This window comes from Paracoccus sp. IB05, assembly GCF_016405985.1.
GTDB lineage: Bacteria > Pseudomonadota > Alphaproteobacteria > Rhodobacterales > Rhodobacteraceae > Pseudogemmobacter.
Map to the genome: position 1 here is coordinate 18,358 of NZ_JAEFCF010000048.1, position 22,696 is coordinate 41,053.

Below are 22,696 nucleotides of genomic sequence, written 5' to 3' on the forward strand. Positions count from 1 at the left end.
TCCAGCCTGCACGAAGGCGCCTGCCCCGTTCTGCGCGTCTTCACCACCGCCATTGAAAACGATACATCTGTATTTATATGGCGCGGGAAGTCACTGCCCGGGAAACATGGTGCCCTCTGCGCCTCCGCGCATCTTTGGCTTCCAGCCCTCTTTGCCGCAGCCTTTCTACCGGATGCCATCCCGGGAACGGAACTCCAGATGATTGAAACCGAACGCCTGATCCTGCGCCCCTTTCAGCCCGGCGATGCCGCGGGCCTCTTCGCCTATCTCAAGGCCCCGACTGCGAGTTGTTTCCTGTCGATGGCGCTTCCCGATATGGCGGCGGCGGAGGCGGATGTACAAAAGCGCGCCGGCGATGAGAGCGCGCTTGCGATCTGCCTGAAAGAGTCCGGCCAGGTTATCGGCGGCCTCTTTGGCGGCGCCACTCCGGATGAGGAAGACGAGACCGCCTCGGTCGGCTGGAACCTCAACCCTGCATTTGGCGGGCGCGGCTATGCTTTCGAGGCGGCGCGCGCCTTCTTCGATCATCTGTTCCTCGCAAAAGGCTTCCGCCGCCTTTACGCCTATGTTGAAGACCACAACCTCCCCTCGCAGCGACTTTGCGAAAAGCTGGGCATGCGCCGCGAGGGTGTGTTTCTCGAATTCGTGTCCTTCACCAAAGACGAGGCCGGAAACCCGGTCTACGAGAACACGATGCAATACGCGATCCTGCAGCGGGAATGGATCGCGGGCGGGACCGCAGCGCACAGCCGCTGAACTGAGCGAGAGGAGCCGGTCATTCCACCTCAGAACAGGAAGCAGGGTCCAGACATCCCCGCCCGAGACCCGGTTTAACCGCCCGCCGAGATTTTAGTCTGCGCAACGCTTGGCCCCTGGGCCGGCTGGCTGATCGACGACTGGATCAGCGGCCAGCCAGGCCAGGTCAGCCATCGCACAATGCGGGCTGTTTCGCATACATGGCAGAAACCCCAACCCGATCATGCGCGAATTCTTCAGCACGGAGGAGCCCGAATTCCTGACCGGCTAAGGGGCATCCTGCGCATCGCCTGCGCCGGAAAAATCTGCCACGATGGGAGGCAAAGCCCACACCTGAAGGAACGTCGCCCATGATAGCCACAGTTCTGATCGCCCTGATCGCTGCGCTTCACGTCTATATTCTTGTGATCGAGATGATTCTCTGGACCACGCCACGCGCACGGAGCGTGTTCAATCTGACCGAAGATTTCGCACAAAAGACCAGGGTGATGGCCGCCAATCAGGGTCTTTACAACGGTTTTCTGGCCGCAGGGCTGATTACGGGCCTTTTGATGGGGGCGGAGGGGATGGCGTTCAAACTGTTCTTCCTCATTTGCGTCGCCCTCGCGGGGGTCTTCGGCGCAGCGACCTCAACCCGCCGAATCCTCTTCATCCAGGCGGTGCCCGCTCTGCTCGCGCTCGGGGCGCTGCTGGCGGGGATATGAGGCCGGACGGCGGATCATGACAGCCTCTGCGCGCGCAGCCAGCTGCGGATCCAACGCCGCGCATTGGCATAAGGGGAGGAGGTGTTGAACTGGATCATCCGGCCCTTTTTTCAATTCGCCATACCACGCCTTGCCATAAAGCTCATCATTGCTGCGCGCGGCGAAGGTTTTGGACAGCCGCGCTTTGGCCCGTTTCAACCGCTCCAGCAACGCGGGCCATGGCTCGGCCTGGTGATCGCAGTAGAATTTCTGCGCAAGAGGGGCTCTGTTGCACAAATTGGCCGATAGCCGAGGTTTCCGCTTCCCCGGACAGACCTATCCCCCGGCCTCTGTGATGGGCATTCCGAGCGCGGTGTAGCCGTTCATGACGGCGATCCGAACCTGAAGTTCCGCGACCTCGCGATCGAAGTCCTGTGCCACGAGACGCTGACCCAGAAGTTTTGCACAGTGCATCTTGGTTTCGACGCGGCTCCGACGGTGGTATCCGCTCCATCGTCGCCACAGGGCGCGGCCCAGATACTTCGATGACCGCAAAGCTTCGTTGCGTGCGATGGCACCGGCGGTGACGGTCTTCCAGGGGGTCGCATTCCGGCGAGGCGGGATGACTGCATGTGCGCCACGCTCGGCAATAGCGTCATGGCATTTGCGGGTGTCGCAGGCACCGTCTGCCGTGACACTGCCGATCTCCTGATCCTCGGGAATCTGGTCGGGCAGGTCGGGCAGAGCCGGAACATCACCGATGTGGCTTCCCGTGATCTCGACGGCGCGGACCTCCAATGTTCGTTCGTCGATGCCAAAATGGATTCTGCGCCAGACCCGCCGTTTGGGGCCGCCATGCTTGCGGGCGTTCCACTCACCTTCACCCTCGACCTTGATCCCCGTGCTGTCGATCAGCAAGTGCAGCGGCCCTTTGGAACCGCGATACGGAATGTTCACGGCCAGTCTCTGCTGGCAGCGAGACAGCGTGCTGAAGTCGGGCACCGCCCAGTTCAGACCCATCAGCCGCAAGAGGCTCTCGACGAACCCCGCAACGCCATGCCGGACAACACCTTCATCGAAAGGCAGGTCTGAATGGCCGCATCGCTGTAGGCCTGCTCCCGGCCACGCTTGCCCGTCGGCGCGGCAACCCAGTTCATCCCGGGGTCCAACCAGATCGTCAGCGAGCCTCGGCGCTTGAGCGCTTCATTGTAGGTCGGCCAGTTCTTGGTCTTGTAGCTCGGGGGCGCCGGTCTGCTCATGCCGCCTGGTTATCACACTCGGTTCACAACGTGAATCCAATCACCGGCTTTGTGCAACATAGCCAGTTTTAACCGCAGTCCTGTCGGCATCGAAGAGCCCCCGCGTGATCAAAGCCCGCCATTTTGCACGCCTTGCCGCATGACCGCAAAAGATCTTCTGGCCGCTCAGCCTAAATGGCCAGACATCCCGCGACCTCCCCTGTATGTCCGCGCACAGGCCCGGAACGGTTCAGTCTGCAATACGAGCGCTCGGGATTCCCCAAAAACGCGCAGCTTGTGCCGCCACATGGGCGGCGTTATCAGGAGGTTGTGATAACGACCCTGTCAGTTAGGCGGCAGACATATCGGTACGAATTGCAACCTGTCTGAGTGCTGCTGAAGCTGCGGAGCGGCAACAATGTCAGGCATATGCAGCGACAGGCCTTGGAGCCGCTCGGAATGCTGGAATTTAAAGTCCCGGAGGCGCTTCAGGCCCTCAATGATCGACTGAGACGCAGATTTTCCCGCGCTCCGGACACGGTCGATTTTCTCCCGGAAGACTCTGCGGACCTCGGGGAGATGGCGGGCCTAACCGTTGAGAAGCCGACCTCTCGGCCGGATGGGAAGCGCTCTGATATGGAACAGCAAATCAGGTTGCTGTCAAAAACCTTCGAAGGCCAGTCCGAACTCGAACTGCTTCATGCCGTGGCGATCTCTTACCTCCGGAGAGACACGCCGCACACACAGAAGGCGTGGAAGCTGTTTCGAAGGCTATGGGCGGAGCAGTCCGGTTTTCTTGTGGAAAGACTGAGCGTCCGCTGGCTGATTTCGGCACTCCAAACATTCTATGATCATAGCGACGTGCCCGATGAGCGCAGCGCGGGAGGCATGGGCTTCATCTATGGCAACCTCATAAAAGTCTACGAGACGGAGCACCACGCTCGTCGGCGCAATCGACCGCCAGAAGCACACGCATTCAAGAACAAGAGTGTTCCCGGCATGTTCGGTTTCAGTCCGGGTGATGACATCCTCATCAACCTCAACGTCCTCATGCTGGACGCAGCCAAGCGCGGTGGGCTTGCCGGCGCACCACTCATCCATCTGATGGATGCCGTGGCCAGAGGCGATACCGTATTTCAACGCACCGACGCGCTGGCATCGGTACACCCGTTCTCGGAACACCCACGCTTTACATTCTCCTTCGATGGCAGAAAGAATCAGTCATGAGCCAGTTGCCCGGAATTATCTGCATTGGCGCACAAAAGGCCGGCACCTCGTGGCTGCATGAGAATCTTGCGCTACATCCCCGGGTTTGGGTGCCCCCCTTCAAAGAGCTGCACTTCTTCGATTTCAAGTTTGTCGACGACAGCAAAAAATGGGCCAGATGGCATGTGCGTTCAAATGTCAAGAAGCTGCTGGCTCGCGGAAACCTCACGGCAGATCAGGAGGTGCATCTTCGTTCATTGATAGAGGAGCCGATCCTGAACGGCACCTGGTATAAAAGAGTATTTGGTGAAATGCCCGCCGGACGCGTTGGGCTCGACGTAACCCCCGAGTATTCCACGCTTCCCGCGGAGGGCATCTCGTTCATGAAGAAATACCTGCCGGATCCTCACATCATCTATATCATTCGCGACCCGGTTGAGAGGGCGATCTCACAGGCTAAGATGAACATGAAGCGAAAAGGCCTCCCCCTTCATGACACGGAAAGCTGGCTGGAGGCCGTCCGCGCCCCGGTCATCACTGCCCGCGGCAACTATGAGGGCTATGTCCCCTTGTGGGACGCCAGCGGCATGCGGATCTCATATATGGCATTCGGTGACATCTCGGCACGACCTCAGGAATTCCTGCGAGACGTAGAACAATTCTGCGGACTTGAGGTCGGCGACTATCCGGATGCTCACAGGCCCGTCTTCCAGACGGGACCCGGGAATATTCCGGACTCGGTAAGAGCGCTGCTCGAGGAACGGCTGGCTTCCCAAAGGGAATTCCTGGCCCAGAGGTTTGGAGCGGAGTTCATCAGCCGGACCTGATCACAGCGCCGTTCGCCTGATGTGTTTTCACGGCAATACGTAGCACCGTTAATCTGTCGTTAACGATTTGCGGATATCCTGACACGCAAAGGAAAGACGTTTTTCTGGCGGATCGACGGCGTAGAGCCTCAGCTCTATTTAATACATTCCATCACGAAAAATGAGGAAATTTCGGTGGATGCACATCTCCTCACCTTGCTGGAGCAGGCCCTGATAGGGTATGTTGAACGTTATGGGATGACAGACGCGGCACGCTCTGCTCTTATGGCGTTGGGGCTAGCGGAAAGCCTTCAGGAACCCCTGCCCCGCCCGGATGTTAAAGATAGACATGCACTGAATTGTGCGGAAATTTGCGGTTCGCAGAGTTATTTTAGAGACTTGGATGATGCGACCCGTAAGAAGCGGATATAGCGGAATATTTTACGCAACCGCCGCAGAATTCGACCCGGAGGGTTATTTACCCCGTCGATTGCATGGAATTGTCCTGACGTCGGGCCGTCTGAATTTTTCTTTGGAGAGTGATTTATGCCAGTCTACAACGGAACAAGCGGGAACGATCTTATCACCGGCGGCACAGGAGATGACACCATTTACGGTGGCTCGGGCAATGACACCCTTAACGGCGGTGCCGGCCATGACCTGATCTATGGTGGAGCCGGCGATGACAGTATCAGGGGGGGGACCGGAAACGATACGATTTACGGCGGCGGCGGGGCGGATATGCTCTACGGCGATGGCGGTAATGATTTCATTTACTTCGAGGGAAGCAGCGGCGGTGTCTATGGCGGGGGCGGTAATGACTACCTCTATGCGAAGAAGACCGCGGGCACCCAGATTCACATGTATGGCGGAGATGGTGACGATACCATCGTCATGGATCTGGCCAACTCAACATCTTGGGTCCACCGCGATGGACATCACGTCTTCGGCGGGCTCGGTGCAGATAAATTCGTCTTCCAGAACCCCTCAGCCGCAGCGGGCATGCTGGTCGGCAGAATCGATGATTTCGACAACTCACGGGACAGCATCTGGCTCGGAAGCACACAACTGAGCCTCGCAAGTCTCCCGGCAGGTGTAAAGATTGTTGAACACCTCGGACAGCAATGGCTGGTTTTCTCAAATAAGGCCGCCTATGCGCTTGAGGGCGCGCGGAAGACGTCCGGTGACGTGGAGGAAGACCATTTCCCTGATGATCAGTTCTCGCTGGCGCTGTTAAGCTCCCTTCCGGCGGTTCAGTATATTGATCAGCGGAATTATGTTCCTCATCACCTTTATGCGGCCGTCGAGGCCACCCTGAATAGTGTCGATGGGACCACCGCTACCGTAACCGGCACTGCCGCGGCTGACCGGATTTTCGATAACTCAGGAGATTCCGGCCTGATATACGGCGGCGCCGGAAACGATGTGATCGACGCGAACGGTGGACGGGACACCGTTTACGGCGGGGACGGAAACGATCTCATCGCGGGCGGTCTGGATCAGGATTTGCTCTACGGCGGCACAGGCAACGACATTGTGTATGGCGGCAGCGAAAATGATACCCTTCACGGGGACGCGGGCCAGGATCAACTCTATGGCGGCACCGGAAACGACAGTCTGTTTGGGGGAGAAGGTAATGACACGCTGTATGGCGGTCATGGCAATGATACCCTGAACGGCGGTAATGGGACTGATCGGCTTTATGGCGACGCCGGAAACGACAGGCTCAACGGGGATGCCGGTCATGACAGCATCTACGGCGGGGCCGGAAACGACACGCTGACGGGCGGGGCGGGGCAGGACATCGTGTGGGGCGGGGCGGGCGCGGATGTTTTCAAATTCAACACCGGCGACCTTGTCGACTGGAGCCATATCAGCGGAACAATAGACGAGCGCAACCTTCTTCTCGATCGGGTCGAGGATTTCGTAATCGGGCAGGACAAGATCGACCTCTCCGGCTTCGCGGGCGTTTCATCTATGGCGGACTTTTCCATGTGGCAGTCAGTCATCGGAGGAGACGTTTACTACACGCTAAGGGTCCTCTCCTCAAATGAGCGTATTCTGATCAATACGGCTGATAGCGTCACCTGGGGCCAAATCTACAACGAAGGAAACTTCCTGTTCTGACAAAGGCGGGCCCCGCGCGAAGCGGGGCCAAACCACATCTTGTCAACTCATCTGAAATTTCTGACGCACTATCCCTAGACCCCATGATCGCGTGACGAGTTGATTAGGTCGGTGGCCTCTCCCGCGGCATTCTCTGTTCGAGGGTTGCGCCAGATTGGCTGGCACCGATCCTCAGGAATGGGGGAGAGACCGGATGGAACATAGCACGTTTATCGGGCTGGACGTCCATAAGGCAGCGATATCCGTTGGCGTTGCCCAAGGCACGCGTGGCGATGAAGTTCGGCACTGGGTATCCGTGCCAAACAGTCCAGATCAAATCCGTAAGCTGGTGGAGAAGCTGGCGGCAGGCCGAACTCGGCTTCACTTCTGCTATGAGGCTGGGCCCTGCGGCTATGGTCTTCACCGGCACCTTGTCGAGATGGGGCATGACTGTATTGTGGTCGCGCCCTCGCTGATTCCGGTCAAATCGGGGGATCGGGTTAAGACGGACCGCCGCGATGCGCTTATGCTGGCAAAGCTGCACAGGGCGGGCGAGTTGACGGCCGTCTGGGTGCCGGATGCGGCGCATGAGGCGATTCGCGACCTAGTCCGGCCCGGGCAACGGCAATGCGAGTGGCGGGCAAGTCGCGCCAGCACCTGCAGGGCTTCCTGCTTCGCCATGGCCAGATCTATCCGGGAAAGAAGGGCTGGACCGGGACCTATCGGCGCTGGCTCTCGCTGGTGAGGGTTACGCATCCGGCGCAGCAGATCGTCTTGCAGGATTACATCGACGCGGTGGCTGATGCCGAGGCGCGGGTGGAGCGGCTGACGGGCCAGATCGCCGATCTGCTGCCGCACTGGAGCCTCGCGCCGGTGGTTGCGGCGGTTCAGGCGATGCGTGGTGTGGGCTTCATCGTTGCGGTGACGGTTGTGGCCGAGGTCGGCGACTTCCAGCGTTTCGACAGTCCACGTCAGTTGATGGCTTATCTGGGGCTGACCCCATCGGAACATTCCAGCGGCGCCAGTGTGCGCCGAGGCGGGATCACTAAGGCGGGCAGTGGGCTCGCCCGGCGCGCATTGATAGAGGGGGCGTGGAGCTACCGGATGCAGGCGAGGATCAGCGTGAAGCTGCTCGCCCGGCTTGAGGCACTGCCCAAGCTGGTGCGCGACATCGCCTGGAAGGGCCAGCTCAGGATGTGCCAGCGCTACCGGCACCTGATTGCGGCTGGAAAGGCCAAGGTCGTGGTCGTGACGGCGATTGCGCGCGAGATGCTGGGCTTCGTCTGGGCCATAGCACGGGCGGTGACGACACCACCTGCCGCGCCGCGTGCCCCCGCTGCTTGAGAAGGAAAGATCGCCCGGATCAGCCCGGTGTGCTGGTCTGGGGGCGGAACGCGGTGGGGAACCCTCGTGCCCTGTTATGGGCCGACATAGTCGATGCCCGATCTCTAGACCGAGGCAGCCCCAGGACGTAACCACGGTCATGCGGTAGCCAACCCGCGTATGAGAGCTTGCTCAACCGTCGTCTCAGTTCCGCCTCCTGCCCTGCACATCTACACTCAAAAGCACCCGGCCGAGCCGGATTAAATGGCTTTGAGTAAAGGGTTGACTGCGATCATGAGAGCAGGCTGATCCCGCCTCTCTTCACCGTCTCGAACAGTTGACGGCGGCCCGTTTTGCGGGACCGCGAAGCATAAGGAAGAGAGAGTGATATGATATCTCCAGCGGCCGTGATCGGCATAGATGTTTCCCGCGATTGGCTCGACGGCTTTTGCGCGTCGAGCGGGCAACGGATCCGCCTGCCCAACACCGCGGCAGGCCATGTGGAACTTCTCACGCAGATCCAAAATTTGTCCCAGCCAGTGCGGGTCGGATTTGAAGCAACGGGTGGTCAGGAATGGGTGCTCTGGTCCACACTTGTCGCGGCCGGGGTGGAAGCTGTGCAGCTACCTCCGGCACAGATCAAGGCCTTTGCCCTTTCCCGGGGCACACGGGCAAAGACCGACAGGATCGATGCCGAACTCATCGCGCGGTTCATGCTCTTCAGACCAGAAGCCGGGCGGAACTTGCCGCGAGAGAACTTGCGTATTCTCAGAGCTTTAACAACACGCAGGGCGCAAGTGGTAGAAATGCGCAAACGGCTTTCTGCGCAGATAGCGGCGCGCAGGAAACAACACATCCCCGCCGATCTCGAGAGTATGGATGCCAACCTCCTGGCAATACTGGACGCCCAGGTCGGTGAACTTGAGCAGAGGATCAAAGAAGTCATCGAGCAGGAGGAAACCGCGGCGGCAAAGGCAAGGCTTCTGCTGTCCATTCCTGGGATTGGCCCCGTCTCCGCGGCCATGCTGATCGCGGAAATGCCGGAACTCGGGCGGATGACATCCGGTGAAGCCGCGGCGATGACCGGCCTTGCTCCCATCCCGCGTGACAGTGGCGCAATGCGGGGCAAGCGGGCAATCGCCGGAGGTCGGCGCGCATTGAGACATGTCCTGTTCCAGGCCGCACTGGCTGCAGCCTGTCACAACCCCGTTCTGAAGCCAGTCGCACAGGCCCTCAAAATACGCGGCAAACCCCACAAGCTGGTCATCGTCGCTATCGCCCGCAGGCTGGTTACAATCGCAAACGCCATCATCGATACAGGCGTCCCGTGGCAGACCCAGCCCGATAGGTGAACACAGTTGCTAGGGCGGAACGCAAAGCACCACCAAACGGTGTAGCTTATGAGGGCAATTGCGAATGGCAGCAAAATATCAAACTCCGAACACAAGCTTCGTTACAAACTGCATCGAGCCCGGGAAAACTCACTCTCGCTCAGCATCAGGACGAAGAAATTTGCTGGGCTGCCCTTCACACCGCTCAGTGTATGTGAGAAATAGTTAAGATAGTACACAGGCTGGTCGTACCGAGTATCGTCTCTGAATTAATCGAGGACATAAGCAGGAGCCATGGTTTGTTTTTTTTCTGCTGAAGAAATCTCCAAGAACTTCCCAATATGGGCGGGTGACGACAGCATGATCGGCTTTGTCGATTCCATCGAATTGAACGGTGACCAAATTTCAGTAACCGGCTGGGCTAATGCAGATGAGGTAGGTTTACAGGATGGCGGTACTAGGATATCGAAAGTTCCCAACTTGCCACGTCCAGATGTGATCGAGACATTTCCTGAACTCGACCGAGCCAGCAGCAGCAAGCAATTTGGCTTCAGCGTTGCTGCTAACTTATTATCGGAGAACGTGTTCTTCTTTGTGCGTCAAGGTACGAACACTTACTACTTTCACCTCTGATGGCAATATCCTCACTCAAAAATCTTTGGTATCGTTATCAGGGTGTCAGCACGGTTTTCGCGGCGAAGCCTATGCCATTGCGCGATCTTACTGGTCAGTTGATTGGATACATCGAACATATCGAATACCGCGACAGGCGGGTCCGAGTGGCTGGTTGGTGTTTGTTTGATAACTTGCAGCTTTCAACACTCTCCGGACGGATTTCTATCCGGCGCGGCCTGCACCGTGGGGACGTGATTGCGGCACTAGGCAAGCCTGCGATGTTTAGTACGGGTAACGCAGATGGACGGGTGGCGTTCGACGAGGAGGCAGAATGGCGTGGTGGATCCGTCACTCTGGCACTTCAGCGCGACAATACTGTGCTGAACTGGCTGGTTCCGGTTCCTTCGCAAAAGCGAATCGGCGATGCCCGGCGGAAACTGCTGCTCCCCTTTGCCGGCAAGGTTCTTAAGGCGCTTCCGAAGGGCTGCGCTTATCTATTACTTGGGCGCCCGAAGCATTTACGCACAGCGCTTGTCCACCACTTCAATCTACATCCTCCCCTGCGCGTGTCGCAGAGGTTCGATGTGGACATTTTTCAACGCGGCGATGACGTAGCCGTCACGCCAGCCGGCGATACTCCGATCACGATAGTGCTGCCCGTCTACAATGCTTTTGATCTGCTGCCTGAGGTGCTTGCCCGAGTCGAGGCCCATACGGATCTGCCGTGGCATCTGATTCTGATCGAGGATTGTTCCAGTGACGCCAGGGTCAGACCTTGGTTGCAACACTGGGCGCGAGGTCGTGAGGAACTGGTCACGCTGATCGCGAATGACCAAAATCTCGGCTTTATCGAGAGTGTTAACCACGGCCTGAAACGCGCTAGTCGCGATAGCGGGCATGTCGTTCTCCTCAACAGCGATGCGTTTGTGCCGCAGGGCTGGGCCTCGCGCCTGATTGCACCGATCGCCTCGAACCCGGAGATCGCCAGCGTCACGCCGATGTCGAATGATGCAACCATCTTTTCGGTGCCGCTGATCGCCGGTTCTTGCCAGATCATGCCGGGCGCAGTCGATCATATAGACGCGGTCGCTGCGAGACTCGACCCCGGATCCGCCCATGCGGTCGCCCCGACCGGCGTCGGTTTTTGTATGGCTCTCAATCGCGAGGCGCTGCGCCGGGTTCCGCAACTCGATACCATCTTTGGGAAGGGATACGGCGAAGAGGTCGACTGGTGCCAGCGCGTCGCGCAAACCGGCATGAAAAATGTCGGTATTGGCAATCTCTTCGTAGAGCACCGCGGTGGCCAGTCCTTCGGACAGGCGCATAAGCTTGAGGCGATGAGAAGCGCAGGGCAGATTGTTGCGCGCCGCTATCCACAATATGATGCAGAGGTTCAGGAATTCGTCCGTCTCGATCCACTTTGGAAGGCGCGATTTGTGCTGGCGCTGGCCCTTGCCGCCAGCCGTCCGGAGGCTCCGCTGCATGTCTATCTCGCGCATTCGATGGGCGGTGGCGCGCAGAGCTGGCTGGATCGCCGTATCAGCGAGCGCGAGGCGGATGGCTACGCGACTGCTGTGATCCGCATTGGTGGCTCTGATCGATTCGTGGTTGCGCTGCACGTGGACGGCGGAAGCTTCACCTGCACGATCGAAGACCCGCAGCATCTGCGGCAGCTTTTCGGTCCGGTAGGCACGCTGCATGTGGTTTACTCCTGCGGCGTCGGCGATCCAGATCCGGTTGCGCTGCCGGGTCTTCTCTGTGACCTCGCCGCGGGAGAAGGCAGCAGCCTGGAAGTGCTGTTCCACGACTATCTGCCGATCAGTCCATCCTTCAACCTATTGGACGGCGACGCCACATGGCGCGGTGTACCCAATCCCGCCAGCCAAGATCCTGCGCATATCTCTGCGCGGCCTGACGGTCAAAAGGTTAGTCTGGCTGAATGGCGTGCGGCCTAGAGTCAGCTTATCCGCCGGTCAGATCAACTCACCGTTTTTTCCGGCAGCAGCGAAGGTATCGTTGCGCAATGCTGGCCTTGGGCGGAAGGTAAGATCCGTCTGAAGCCCAGCCGGCTGCCGGGAAATATTCCTCGGGTGAAGCCCGCGATAGCGAGGGCCGGGCAGAAGGTCTCTCTGGCAGTGCTGGGGGCTATTGGCGAAGAAAAAGGAGCGCGGATCGTCAGCAAGCTGTCCTTTGCATTGGAGGGTCGCAGTGATGGCCCGAACCTGGTCATAATTGGCGAGTTTGACCGGCGTTTTCCCCTTGCCCCGTCCACGGTGGTGACCGGTCGATACGATATTCGCAATCTCGCGGATATAATGTACCGGCACCGGGTTGCGGTGTGGCTGATGCCTTCGATCTGTCCAGAGACGTTTTCATTCACCACCCATGAGATGATCGCGACTGGTCTGCCAGTCATGTCATTCAACATCGGAGCCCAAGGCGAAGCGGTCATGGCCGCCCCCAATGGCCATATCGTCCCAGTGGATGTTGATGAAATACAGAAGGTATATCATCAGCTTCAGGCCGTCACGGAGGTGGCGTCGTGAGAACTGTCCTGCATATAGGTATGAACAAGACCGGTTCCACCTCCTTGCAAAACGCGCTTTATTGGGGCCGCGCCGGTCTTCTCTCTGCGGGTATGCTCTATCCCGAGACAGGCTGCGGCCTGAGCGGCACTTCGATGATCTTTCAGTATGAACTGAGCCGCATGCTCGGATATTCCAACACGCCTGCCGGCTCTGAGGGTGATGCGGGTAAGCTGAAGGCCGATCTTGAAAACGAGATCACCGCACACAATCCGAACCTCCTGCTTCTCAGCAGTGAGTATTTTTGTCTGCGCCGGGATATCAGCAGGCTGCAGCAATTCCTCGCCGGACATGAACTGACCGTGGTGGTCTATCTGCGGCGCCACGATTACTGGTATGCCTCGCTCTATGCCCAGGCAGTGGCAAGCATTCCCGGCGCTTTTCCATGGTCGCCGGGCTTTGCTGGCTATGTCGACTGGCTGGCTAGGCATCCTGATCATTTTCACTCCTACGGTGCGCTACTGGACCATTGGCGTGCGGCTTTTCCTGCCGCAAACATCGTTGTCCGCCCGCTGACGCATGACCTGCATCGCAACGAGGCCGGAAAGTCAGAAACTCTGAATATGGTGCACGACTTCTTTCTGCAGATCAGCACCCCCCTGCCGGAGCATCTGGCGCATATCGAACTCCGGCGGGACAATCGATCAGCAGGGCCGGTTCAGGTCCAGGAAGCAGAGCTCAACCGCCGCGTCCAGCGTGGCGAAGCTGTGGGAGATTTCGAAATTTTTCCGCAACTGGTCGAAGCCGAAGCTGTTCAGCGTGTTATCCTGACCCAAGCCGCAGATTACGCCTATATCGCTGAGAAGTATCTCGGCCAAACGATGCAACCTCTCTTCTCGACTGCGGGGGTTACAGTGTGACATCAGACAAAAAGGGAGATCCTCCTGAAACCGGGTATGAAGTCGGAGATACGTCTGGCAGTTGCGGTAGCGCCCAGGTGGAAGCCCTTTCGGTCGAAGTGCCGGATGCGCTGAGTGCCCAAAACCTCGCCCTCTGGTGCCGCTACCTGCAAATCGCCGACCCCGCTTCCGCGCGCCAGGATTACCGGCGCGATCCGGAGATGGACGCTTCCGGGTTCCGGCTACGTGATGGCAGTACACCGACGAACCTCTACGCGTGGATAAAAGAGCAGGTGGAGGAACTGCCTGCTTTGCTTGCAAAGCTCCGCCAGCTTCCTGATTTCATCCGAGATCCGGCTCTAATATCGCTCCCCGATGAGTTGTTTTTTGAGCTGATCGCCCTTGGGGAGCCGGTCGATCGGATGGTCTCGGGATTCTCCGCCTCGCTTTACTACGACCAGCATCACGACATCGCACGTAGCGGTAGCCCGGCAATTGTCCACTATCTTCGCTGGGGCCACCGTGAGGCGATGCGCTTGACTCCCGCTAAGCTCCGGAACCGGTCCAGACTGGTGCGCCCAGCAGCAACCGATCCGATCCTGCTGATCGCTACCCCTGATCCACTGACGGCGGCAGGTGAGAGCGTGGCGAAGGCGCTCGCGAGGCAGGCGAGGAAAGTCGGATTGACTCCGGTTTTCTGTATTGGCTCGGCCGATGTAGAAACATTCTCCGACGATACCTCGGACCCTGATCCGGCGGCAATTCTAAGCGGCGACCTTCCGGTCTGGCAACTACGGGCTCTAGCTGGGCAGTTACCGCAGGAACTTGCGGCGGCGGTCGATCTTTCCGGGGGCGAGCTGCCGTCGCTGTATTACGAATGTGAGGCAGCGGGGATACCGCTTTTTGCCGCACCGCTCAGCGCCCCCGCAGGTGCAGAGAAGCAAAGGCGTGAGGCACTTTTGCTGACATATGCCCACGGCCTGATCTCCCCGGACCAGGAGATTGCACGGGCTTGGCAACTATTCGGCAGAACAGTCGGGATACCGCCAGCCAGTCTCCATCTGGCACCGGCCTCTGTCTTCATCCCCTCGCCCGAAGGCGACAATGGCGCCCAGGAAGCTGCGGTCCATCGCACACTAACCGTGCGATTCGGGGCAGAGTGGCGCGCTCGCCCTCTGGTCCTCGCTTCCGGACCTGCATCGGGGGTTGAGGTGTTTCGGGCTCTCGCCCAAACCATGCGGGCTGCCGGATCGGAAGCGCACTTCCTCTGGATTATACTGCCGGGCCCGCGACCGGATGTGGCAGACGGCCAGGATAGTCGGGATCACGCAGCGATGCCTGCCCGAGCGGGGGAGACGCTTGAAATATGGCAGACACCGTCCCTCCTACCGATTCTGGCCGGTGTTTGTAGCCATTACCTGTCTTTTCATCGCAGCACGTCGGATAACACAGCCATTCTTCTGGCCGCTCAGGCCGGGGCGCAGGTCGCAATCTGCGGGGAAGCCTCCGAGGCCATGACCCTCGCGCGAGAGGTGGGTCTGAGCGACCGGCTGCGATCGCTTCCCGTCATCGATATCCTTGCGCTGTACGATTTCCTGATGGCCGAGAAGGGACGGGACTGGGCCAGCTCAACACCGCTGCCGCCCTTCGGTCCGGTCTTTGCCAAAGCCGTGCTGAAGGTTGTGAAGGATCATGCGAAAGAGAGAGGTGATCCGGTCCGTATCGCGCGTTTTCATCCGGTTATCTACGATCAGGCGCGGTTACTACCGGCCAGGCGGCGTAATTCCTGGTTATCAATTGAGGATTGTCGCGCGGAAATCGCCCGGTCAAATAACTGGCTGCATCGGATGCTGAAGGTCCCACCGCCCGAGCAGACCCGCATCCTCCATGGCAGCGCCCCGTACGCCCTGCATCACCACGTGTTCTACCCGGGTGAGATCACCGGAACAGTTCGCCAGCATCTGGCCACCTATCGCAATGCGCGCCGGGTGGTTTTCACTGTTCCGTCCGCCGCCAGTGCGGCGCGCTTGCGCGAGGCGCTTCGGGGTCTGATGGATACCCCCGAGATCGTTGTGACGGCAAATCTCGGCCGTGACGTCCTTCCCTTCCTGCGCCTTCTCTATGATGATTTCGTGGCCGCGCCGGCGTTATGGTGGGGTCATGTTCATCAGAAGCGCTCTGCTCATCTGTCCAAGGGTCTGCAATGGCGCGACCATCTGTTGACGACCCTACTGTCACCACCCTCCCGCGAGGAAGCCATACCTTCCGTGGGCATTGATCTCTCGGATACGGATCTCGGAGTGATTTCGCCATTTTGCAATGTAGGTAAAATCTGGGGGCCCTCTGCGCGACATTTACCGTTGGTCGAGGGCGCCTTCACGCAACCGCTCCCCGATGAGCCGATGCTTTTTCCCGCCGGCAATATGTTCTTCTGTCGTGGTGCGGTTGCGAAGGCCATGCTGGATCTCTTTGGCAATGACTACCCCTGGCCAGAAGAGCCGTTGGCACTCGATGGAACAGAGTATCATCTGATCGAGCGGTTGTGGCCGGCAGTGGCGGCAAAATGTGGCTATAAATCTATATTTCTTGACTTCTTTAACCTGCAATAATCCAGCACATGTCAGATGGTATTTTGTGCAATTTCGACCCAGGACAGACAGCCCGATCTCCCGTGCTGCACAAACCTTCTTACGGCCAGGCTGCGGCAATCTCCCACGCATCACCTCTTATCGCGAGGCGCTTGCGAGCGGAGCCTTCAATGACTGATCTGCCGCCTGTTGTGTTCGGAGCGCCGATGCTGCCCGATCCCGCCCGTTTCGCCAGCCTGACCGCCGAGGCGCTGGATGCGGGCTGGCTGACCAATAGCGGTGTGTTGCATATGCGGCTGGAACGCGCGCTGAGTGCGTGGCAGCACGGGGGGGATACGGTCTCGCTGACCTCATCGGGAACGATGGCGCTGACACTTGCGCTGATGCTGGGCGAGCTGCCGGCAGGAGCCGAGGTCATCACCACCCCGCTCACATTTGCCGCGACCGCGCAGGCGATTGCAGCGCTCAGGCTGGTGCCGGTCTTTGCCGATGTCGATCCAGACCGGCTGACGCTCTGCCCGCGCGCGGTTGAGGCGGCGATCACGCCGCGCACGGCGGCCATTCTGCCGGTGCATTTCCTGGGGATACCCTGCGATGTCGTGGCGCTGGAAGCCCTGGCGCGGCGGCATGGCCTCTGGCTGGTCTATGATGCCGCCCATGCCTTCGGGGCCGAGATTGACGGCATGCCGATTGGTCATTTCGGCGATGCCTCGGCCTTTTCCCTGCATGCGACCAAATTGCTGCATACGGCTGAGGGCGGGTTTGTCGTCACGTGCGGCAATCAGGCGGCGGCGCTGCGCCGGTTGCGCAATTTCGGGCTGGAACAGGGGCGGGCGACCGGGCCGGGTCTCAATGGCAAACTTTCGGAACTGCATGCCGCCATGGGGCTGGCGCTCTTGCCCGATCTGCCGGCAGAGCAGACCGCGCGCCGGGCGTTGCGCCAGGCCTATGACAGTGCATTCTCCGGCTTGCCGGGGCTGCGGCTGCATCGGGCAGGGGGCGAAAGCCCCGGCTATTACGCGCTGCGTCTTGCGCCGGATCTGCGCGCGCGGCTTGTGCTGGCCCTCGCCGAGGGGCGCATCTTCGCGCGAGATCACTTTCCGCTGCTTTGCGGCCCTGGCACATACTGGGACGGTGCCGGTATCGTAACCGCCTCCGGCACGCCCCCGGTGGCGCCGGAGGCAGCGCCTGAACTCCTCTGCCTGCCCTTTCATGGCCGTATTACTGCGCCACAGCTGACCCGGATCACCGCAATCGTTGCGGCGGTGCTTGATCACAGCGACCCCAAACCGGAGCAGGCCGAATGAAATCCACCAGTGATTTCGACGAGATCACCGTCTTCGGTGCACGCGGGCATAGTCTGATGATCCTGCGCGGGCTTGAGGAATACTGGCGGGGCCGCGTCCGTGTCCGGGCGCTGATTGATGATATCGAGAACGGGTTCGTGCATTCCGGCCTTGGTGTGCCGGTGATCTCTTCGGCTGTGCGGCTGCGTGACCACGCAGCCCTGCCTGTGCTGCTGACGGTCTCGAACCCCGGATTGCGGCGCCGGGTGGCCGGGGGGCTGCGCGAGGAAGGTGCAACTCTTGCCACCGCCTGCTGTCCCGATCTGCCGCATGTAGATCCGGATGTGCAATTCGGCCCCGGTTCGATCACAATGCCCTGGACCCGGATCGGGCCGGCGGTGCGGATCGGCGCCTGTGCGATGATCCTGTCCTCCAGCATCGGCCATGATGTGGAGATCGGCGATTTCTCAACGCTGGCGATCGAATCCGCCCTGGCCGGGCATGTGAAGATCGGCGAAAGCGTGAATATCGCTCCGAGGGGGGCGGTCATGAATGGCAGCCGCCGCCGGGTGATGGAGATCGGCGACGGGGCAGAGATCGGCGGCGGCGCGGTGGTGATCGGCAAGGTCGCGGCCGGGGCGCGCATGATCGGCAATCCGGCCATGCCGATCCGCGACTGGGTCAGGCTTCGCCGTCTGCTGCGGGGTGAAACCGGCTCAGAAGCGCTGTGACATAGGGCCCGAACCCGGTCTCCCGTCGGATCAGCCGGCGCAGATCGCGCCGGGACCCGGCGGTGACGGAATTGGCGGCGGCAACCGCTGCCGCGACAAATCCGGCCTCATCCTCCGGGGGCAGAAAACGCCCGACGCCCTCCGTCATCCTGATCAGGCCGATCAGGCCGATATCGGCGGCATAGCCGACAAAGGGCGTGCCAACCGCTGCGGCATGGATCGCGGTGGTCGGTCCCGGATCCTGGCGCGAGGTCAGCAGATAGACGTCAGCGACGCGATACCAGCCGAGGCAATCCTCGACAAATCCGGGCAGGGTCAGGGGCAGCCCCCCGGCCAGGGCGGCATTCGCGAGATCCCTGGCCCAGGCGTCCAGCGCCCCCAGCCAGACAAAGCGCGCGCCGGGCTGCGCCGCCCGGATACGCCGGGCCGCGTCGAGAAAGAGATCAAAGCCTTTGCGCCGGTCGGCATGGCCGGCGCCGATAAAGACCGGCCCGTCCTGCCGCTGCCGCCAGAGACGCGCGCGCCGGAATGAGGCCAGCGGCGTCGGGGGCGGAATGATCCCTGGGCGCAGTTCCCCGACAGGGGGGGCCCCCGCCGGCGGCCCTGCCTTGCCCCGTGAGGTCCCCTGCGAGATGAGCGGTGAAATGCCCCGTGAAATCTGCGGCATCGAGGCAATCAGCCGCGCGCCCGCCGCTTGCGCCAGACGAAGATCCGGCATCAGGCCCTGGTCCCGGATGTAATCGGGCATCTCATGCAGCAGCACCAGACAGTCGAGACCTGCCTGCGCCAGAGGCAACGCCAGCGCGGCGGCGGCACTGGTATTGATCAGCGCAGCCGTGCCCTGTGGCAGAGCAGAGGCCAGCCCGGTTGCATCCCATCCCTCTGCCAGGATGAAAACGGGGCCAAGCGCGCGAAACCTGTCGAGCAAAGGCCCGGCATTGCCCATAAGGAAAACCGGATCATAGCCCCGTGCGCCAAGGGCGCGCGCCAGATCGAGCGTCAGGATCGGCACCCCGGCCTTTTGCGCGTCATGGCAGACCAGCACGAAGGGGCGTGGCCGTCCGGTCATCGCAGCCCCCATCGCTTCGCGTGACATTGCCGCATCGACAGGTGTTGGCCGCGGCAGAAATCCTAGCGCAGAGCCTTCGGTGATATAGTGACGAAACGGGTGGCTTTGGCCGAGCGCGAGGTAACACCGGCGATAGAAACCGGCATCGAACCCTTTGGAAGGCGAGCGCCCCTCGGCATCGCCATGCAGTATGAAATGCAAGACCGCACTTGGTCCGAAGCCGAGCAGGTCTGGATAGGCGCCAAGGTAGTCGTCTGCATCTATCAAAGGGTGCGGTTGACGCTTATCACCTTTGGCGGTCCGAACCAGGTAATCTTCTAAAGCTGTGGCGCCATTCGTACCCCAGTCCCGATAGCGATCCTTGTAGAACCGGGTTGAAAAGTAGGGAGAAGGGTCCAGTCCAAGAGCATCGCCGTCATTTTGGAAATGCTTCCATGCCCCACTCTTGCTCAGGACATGACCGCATTGACGGCAATAGTGTTCAGTGTCGAAGAATTCCTGTCTCATGACCCGTTTCGTGGCGGTTTGTCTGAAAGAAGGGAAGAAGATCACTGGGGTGTGACAGACTGTCGTGATGGTTTAGCCATACATGTTGCCTAAGCCGCTTCTCTGCTGGGGGCAGTCAGATGCTCACACAACCGAGGCCGATTCCACCACTTGACCTTGGCGCCGTTGCGTTGCGGAAGCAATGGGCGAGCTGCGGGTGTTTTGGTTCAGCGAAGATGAGCGCCCGGACCTATACGCTTTGGGGCATGGACCACCGTTGCAATGTTTAGCACTGACACAGCACAACACGGGTGGCCGTGGTAGTGACGTGGGAAGGGTTGGATGACTTCTGCTCCCCGGCGTCGAAATACGCCATAGTTACGTCAACCACTCGTTCCGGCAGTTCGTCAACGCGGTCTGGCGCCGGTGCTGTCGATCCCGATGCCGATCCACATCGAATTGATCGGAGGGCAAGGACACGAACAGGCGGATCTTTATAGACTTGGCCCCGCTACGGGACCTGCATGTGGCGATCAATGGGCTGCCAGTCGCGGATGACCTGCGGACTGTCTCGGCCATGTGCATGCCACCTCTTTTTCGAAATGATTACCGACACTGGACAAATTCACCCTTTTTGCAATGGTGGCTATACGTTTGGCTAGCGCTACGTAGGAGGTTTTGGTCGACTGTCGGTGTGCCACAGTGCCAGCGTGGCATATTAACTCTTTCCGGATATTGATCCTTGTCGCCAAATCTCAATCCAACCGAAGTTCACCAGCGCCTCTGGACCTCTGCCTGCATGATTGCCGCAGAGCTGGAAGAGCGCGTTGAGACCCGCGTTCAGCCTACGGTCGCACAGGAAACCCGATTCAATGGCGGTGTCGCGCCTCAGGTTGCCAATCATTACGCCGGGATACTGACGTCAAGCGAGTTGCCAGAGAATGCCCGGATCCTGGATCTGGGTTGCGGTTTCGGGCGGATTGCGATGGCGTTGGCGCGGCGGTTGGGGCCGGATGTCGCTTATACCGGCCTTGATCCCAATGCCGATGGTATCGCCTGGGCGCAGCAGAACATCACGCCGCACTATCCGAATTTCCGCTTCCGGCGGATTGACGTCAAAAGTAAGCCTTACAATCCCGATGGTACCGAAGACGGAGCCAGGTTCCGCTTTCCTTTTGACGATGCCAGTCTGGATCTGGTCTTCATGATCTCGGTTCTGACCCATGTTGATCTGCCCACGGTCGAGACCTATTTGCGCGAGACGGCGCGGGTACTGACGCCCTCGGGGCGCCTGGTGACCACGATCTTCCTGCTTGATACCGATGTCGATCAGCTCCTGGCCGCTGGCAGGGGGCATTTCGCCCTGAAGTATCAGAATGGCGAAAGCCGGGTCGAAAACCCGGTCAATCCGGAACTGGTCATCGCCCATCCGCGCCATCGGGTTTTGGAGATCATGGATCAGGCAGGCTTTGCAAAAACCGTGGCGGTAAACGGCCACTGGAGTGGTCGCCCCTCGGCGCAGCCCATGGATTTTCAGGATCTGTTGATCGCAGGACATGATCCAGAGACCATCATAGCGCCAGACGGTCACTCTTTGCTACCGGCCGAGGCGATGACAACAGAACAGGTGGCCACCTATGCGCGGATCATCGCACTGACCGGCGGAGATGAGGCGCGGTTCTCTCAGTTCATCAGATGGTCTAACGCTTTGGCGCTGAATGCGTTCTGGTGGCAGTGTGACGGCTTCCGTCTGTGCCTGCAGGAAGCCTATCCAAGATCGACCGGCTTGAGTTTTGAGGCCCTGCACAGGCTTGGATTAGAGAAGATTCGCCCGAACAGGTGCTCCGCACGCACCGCCTTTCACCCCCTAGATGACGCCGCCATGATCGCCCTGCTAATCCGCGCAGGGCGAATCTCAAGCCGGAACATCCTTTTTGATGCATTTGTCGAAGCAGCCGTAAATGGGCTACGGGTACTGGACGCGATCAACGTCGGGATCGCACCCGTGCTGAACGACGCCGACGGGGGGGAGACTGCTGTTGAAATACCCGCCTGGGCCTGACCAGGCACTCTGGTTTGCGGGTGCCGGCGCCCGCTAAGGAACAATACCCGGAGTGGTCAAATAGAACAGGGTGTACTGGCAATCGGCCCAGCGAGTCAGCCTGCTGCACCACGGACTGCTCTCTGCCGGTCATAATTGAAGTGTCTATGATCTCGCTGCGGTCCGCTTGAACGGCTGCTCCTACAAGTTTCTCCGTCAGCCACGCCGCACCGCCGTTCGACAGTTTTCGCCCAATTTGGGTGCGAGCAAGCACCGGAAATTGCGATCAGTGGCGGTGCAGTCGCCCGCGTTGCTGCCAAAATACGGCGCGATCAGGATGGCGGGAGGGTTGCCGGTCCCAATTGAGGTGCCGCCCTGTCCGTCCCGCGCAATCACCTTGACACCGCGACCCCGTAGGCTGAGGGTGCGGACCATGGCGTCCTGCATCCCGAGCGCTATGCCCGATCACCAGAGCGATCTAACTCTTGTCAGACTCCATGATGGATGTGAAAGAGCCCGGCCGGATGGCTGGTGTGGGTCGAATCGAGTGTTGTGGTATTGTTTAGGGGTCGTCGGCCCTCGCTTGCTTACCTCGACATCCCTAATGGTCCCGAACTTGCGCAGCGCGCGACGACGGTACGTATGGGGCAGGCGCAGCGATCCGGTTGCGCCCGCTGATTATCGTTTTGGGCTTGCCTACAGCTCTACTATCGCCCTGACACCTCGCGGGCCAAGGTAGGACAGGGCGGACGATGCTGCTGCAATGCCACATAATCCGGATGAAACTTCCTTAGACCAGCCAGCCCCATCGAAGTATCATTGAGTCTTTCTGTCCGCTGCCCAAGTCCTAACAGCGGCAAGGCTTAGCCCCGCCCGCCAGAGCGAAGGTGAAATTTTACGGCCTCAGGGCTTTGTTGCGCAAATCCGGTTATGTCCGGAGTTCCCCTTTCCCGGCTTTGTTGCGCTATTCAGATTGCGTCCGCAGATACCCCTCGCCCGATTATCTT

General features: G+C 59.8%; 16 protein-coding genes and 3 pseudogenes. 15 read left to right on the top strand and 4 right to left on the bottom strand.

Annotated elements, in window-relative coordinates:
• The first annotated feature begins 198 nt into the window (after positions 1 to 198).
• A complete protein-coding gene (locus JC607_RS22200) occupies positions 199 to 756 on the top strand; it encodes a GNAT family N-acetyltransferase (RefSeq protein WP_198838923.1) in 558 nt (185 codons plus the stop codon).
• A gap of 350 nt (positions 757 to 1,106) precedes the next feature.
• The gene (locus tag JC607_RS22205) at positions 1,107 to 1,460 is read left to right on the top strand and encodes a DUF1304 domain-containing protein (RefSeq protein WP_198838924.1); all 354 of its coding nucleotides are present in this window, start codon (positions 1,107 to 1,109) and stop codon (positions 1,458 to 1,460) included.
• Positions 1,461 to 1,474: 14 nt separating this feature from the next.
• On the opposite strand, the gene JC607_RS25850 is transcribed toward JC607_RS22205, so the two are convergent.
• The 3 genes and pseudogenes from JC607_RS25850 to JC607_RS22215 form a co-directional block, all read right to left on the bottom strand.
• Entirely contained in the window at positions 1,475 to 1,558 is an 84-nt protein-coding gene (locus JC607_RS25850) for a ClbS/DfsB family four-helix bundle protein (RefSeq protein ID WP_255532642.1), read from the bottom strand.
• 73 nt (positions 1,559 to 1,631) lie between these two features.
• Positions 1,632 to 1,736, bottom strand: a pseudogene (locus JC607_RS26195) (hypothetical protein); the annotation flags it as partial.
• 39 nt (positions 1,737 to 1,775) lie between these two features.
• Positions 1,776 to 2,698: pseudogene (locus JC607_RS22215) on the bottom strand (IS5 family transposase).
• A gap of 438 nt (positions 2,699 to 3,136) precedes the next feature.
• Between JC607_RS22215 and JC607_RS22220 the strand changes: the two are divergent.
• The 12 genes and pseudogenes from JC607_RS22220 to JC607_RS22275 all read left to right on the top strand — a co-directional run bounded on the left by JC607_RS22220 (position 3,137) and on the right by JC607_RS22275 (position 18,093).
• On the top strand, positions 3,137 to 3,904 hold the full coding sequence (locus JC607_RS22220) for a hypothetical protein (RefSeq protein WP_198838925.1): 768 nt from the start codon (positions 3,137 to 3,139) through the stop codon (positions 3,902 to 3,904).
• Positions 3,901 to 4,710, top strand: coding sequence for a sulfotransferase (locus tag JC607_RS22225; RefSeq protein ID WP_198838926.1), 810 nt, complete (start codon positions 3,901 to 3,903; stop codon positions 4,708 to 4,710). The genes JC607_RS22220 and JC607_RS22225 overlap by 4 nt, the downstream gene beginning before the upstream one ends.
• Positions 4,711 to 5,235: 525 nt before the next feature.
• Positions 5,236 to 6,816 (top strand): calcium-binding protein, encoded by a 1,581-nt coding sequence (locus JC607_RS22230; RefSeq protein ID WP_198838927.1) that lies wholly within the window; start codon positions 5,236 to 5,238, stop codon positions 6,814 to 6,816.
• 193 nt (positions 6,817 to 7,009) lie between these two features.
• Positions 7,010 to 8,139, top strand: a pseudogene (locus JC607_RS22235) (IS110 family transposase).
• 368 nt (positions 8,140 to 8,507) lie between these two features.
• Positions 8,508 to 9,470, top strand: coding sequence for an IS110 family transposase (locus JC607_RS22240; RefSeq protein WP_198838928.1), 963 nt, complete (start codon positions 8,508 to 8,510; stop codon positions 9,468 to 9,470).
• A gap of 273 nt (positions 9,471 to 9,743) precedes the next feature.
• Positions 9,744 to 10,082, top strand: coding sequence for a hypothetical protein (locus JC607_RS22245; RefSeq protein ID WP_198838929.1), 339 nt, complete (start codon positions 9,744 to 9,746; stop codon positions 10,080 to 10,082).
• Positions 10,083 to 10,153: 71 nt separating this feature from the next.
• Positions 10,154 to 12,019, top strand: a complete 1,866-nt coding sequence (locus JC607_RS22250; RefSeq protein WP_198838930.1) for a glycosyltransferase family 2 protein — start codon at positions 10,154 to 10,156, stop codon at positions 12,017 to 12,019.
• Positions 12,020 to 12,154: 135 nt separating this feature from the next.
• Positions 12,155 to 12,610 carry a glycosyltransferase gene (locus JC607_RS22255; RefSeq protein ID WP_198838931.1) on the top strand — a complete coding sequence of 152 codons (456 nt, stop codon included), beginning with the start codon at positions 12,155 to 12,157 and terminating at the stop codon, positions 12,608 to 12,610.
• Positions 12,611 to 12,630: 20 nt separating this feature from the next.
• Complete coding sequence (locus JC607_RS22260; protein ID WP_198838932.1) at positions 12,631 to 13,509, top strand: hypothetical protein; 879 nt, start codon at positions 12,631 to 12,633, stop codon at positions 13,507 to 13,509.
• A gap of 77 nt (positions 13,510 to 13,586) precedes the next feature.
• The gene (locus JC607_RS26200; RefSeq protein WP_198838933.1) at positions 13,587 to 16,097 is read left to right on the top strand and encodes a rhamnan synthesis F family protein; all 2,511 of its coding nucleotides are present in this window, start codon (positions 13,587 to 13,589) and stop codon (positions 16,095 to 16,097) included.
• A gap of 149 nt (positions 16,098 to 16,246) precedes the next feature.
• Complete coding sequence (locus JC607_RS22270) at positions 16,247 to 17,383, top strand: DegT/DnrJ/EryC1/StrS aminotransferase family protein (RefSeq protein WP_198838934.1); 1,137 nt, start codon at positions 16,247 to 16,249, stop codon at positions 17,381 to 17,383.
• Positions 17,380 to 18,093 carry an acetyltransferase gene (locus tag JC607_RS22275; protein ID WP_198838935.1) on the top strand — a complete coding sequence of 238 codons (714 nt, stop codon included), beginning with the start codon at positions 17,380 to 17,382 and terminating at the stop codon, positions 18,091 to 18,093. The genes JC607_RS22270 and JC607_RS22275 overlap by 4 nt, the downstream gene beginning before the upstream one ends.
• Here the strand turns inward: JC607_RS22275 and JC607_RS22280 are convergent.
• Positions 18,044 to 19,429, bottom strand: a complete 1,386-nt coding sequence (locus tag JC607_RS22280; RefSeq protein ID WP_233093084.1) for a glycosyltransferase — start codon at positions 19,427 to 19,429, stop codon at positions 18,044 to 18,046. The genes JC607_RS22275 and JC607_RS22280 overlap by 50 nt on opposite strands.
• Before the next feature lie 961 nt (positions 19,430 to 20,390).
• Here JC607_RS22280 and JC607_RS22285 point away from each other — a divergent pair.
• Positions 20,391 to 21,710, top strand: a complete 1,320-nt coding sequence (locus tag JC607_RS22285; RefSeq protein WP_198838937.1) for a class I SAM-dependent methyltransferase — start codon at positions 20,391 to 20,393, stop codon at positions 21,708 to 21,710.
• Positions 21,711 to 22,696: the final 986 nt, after the last annotated feature.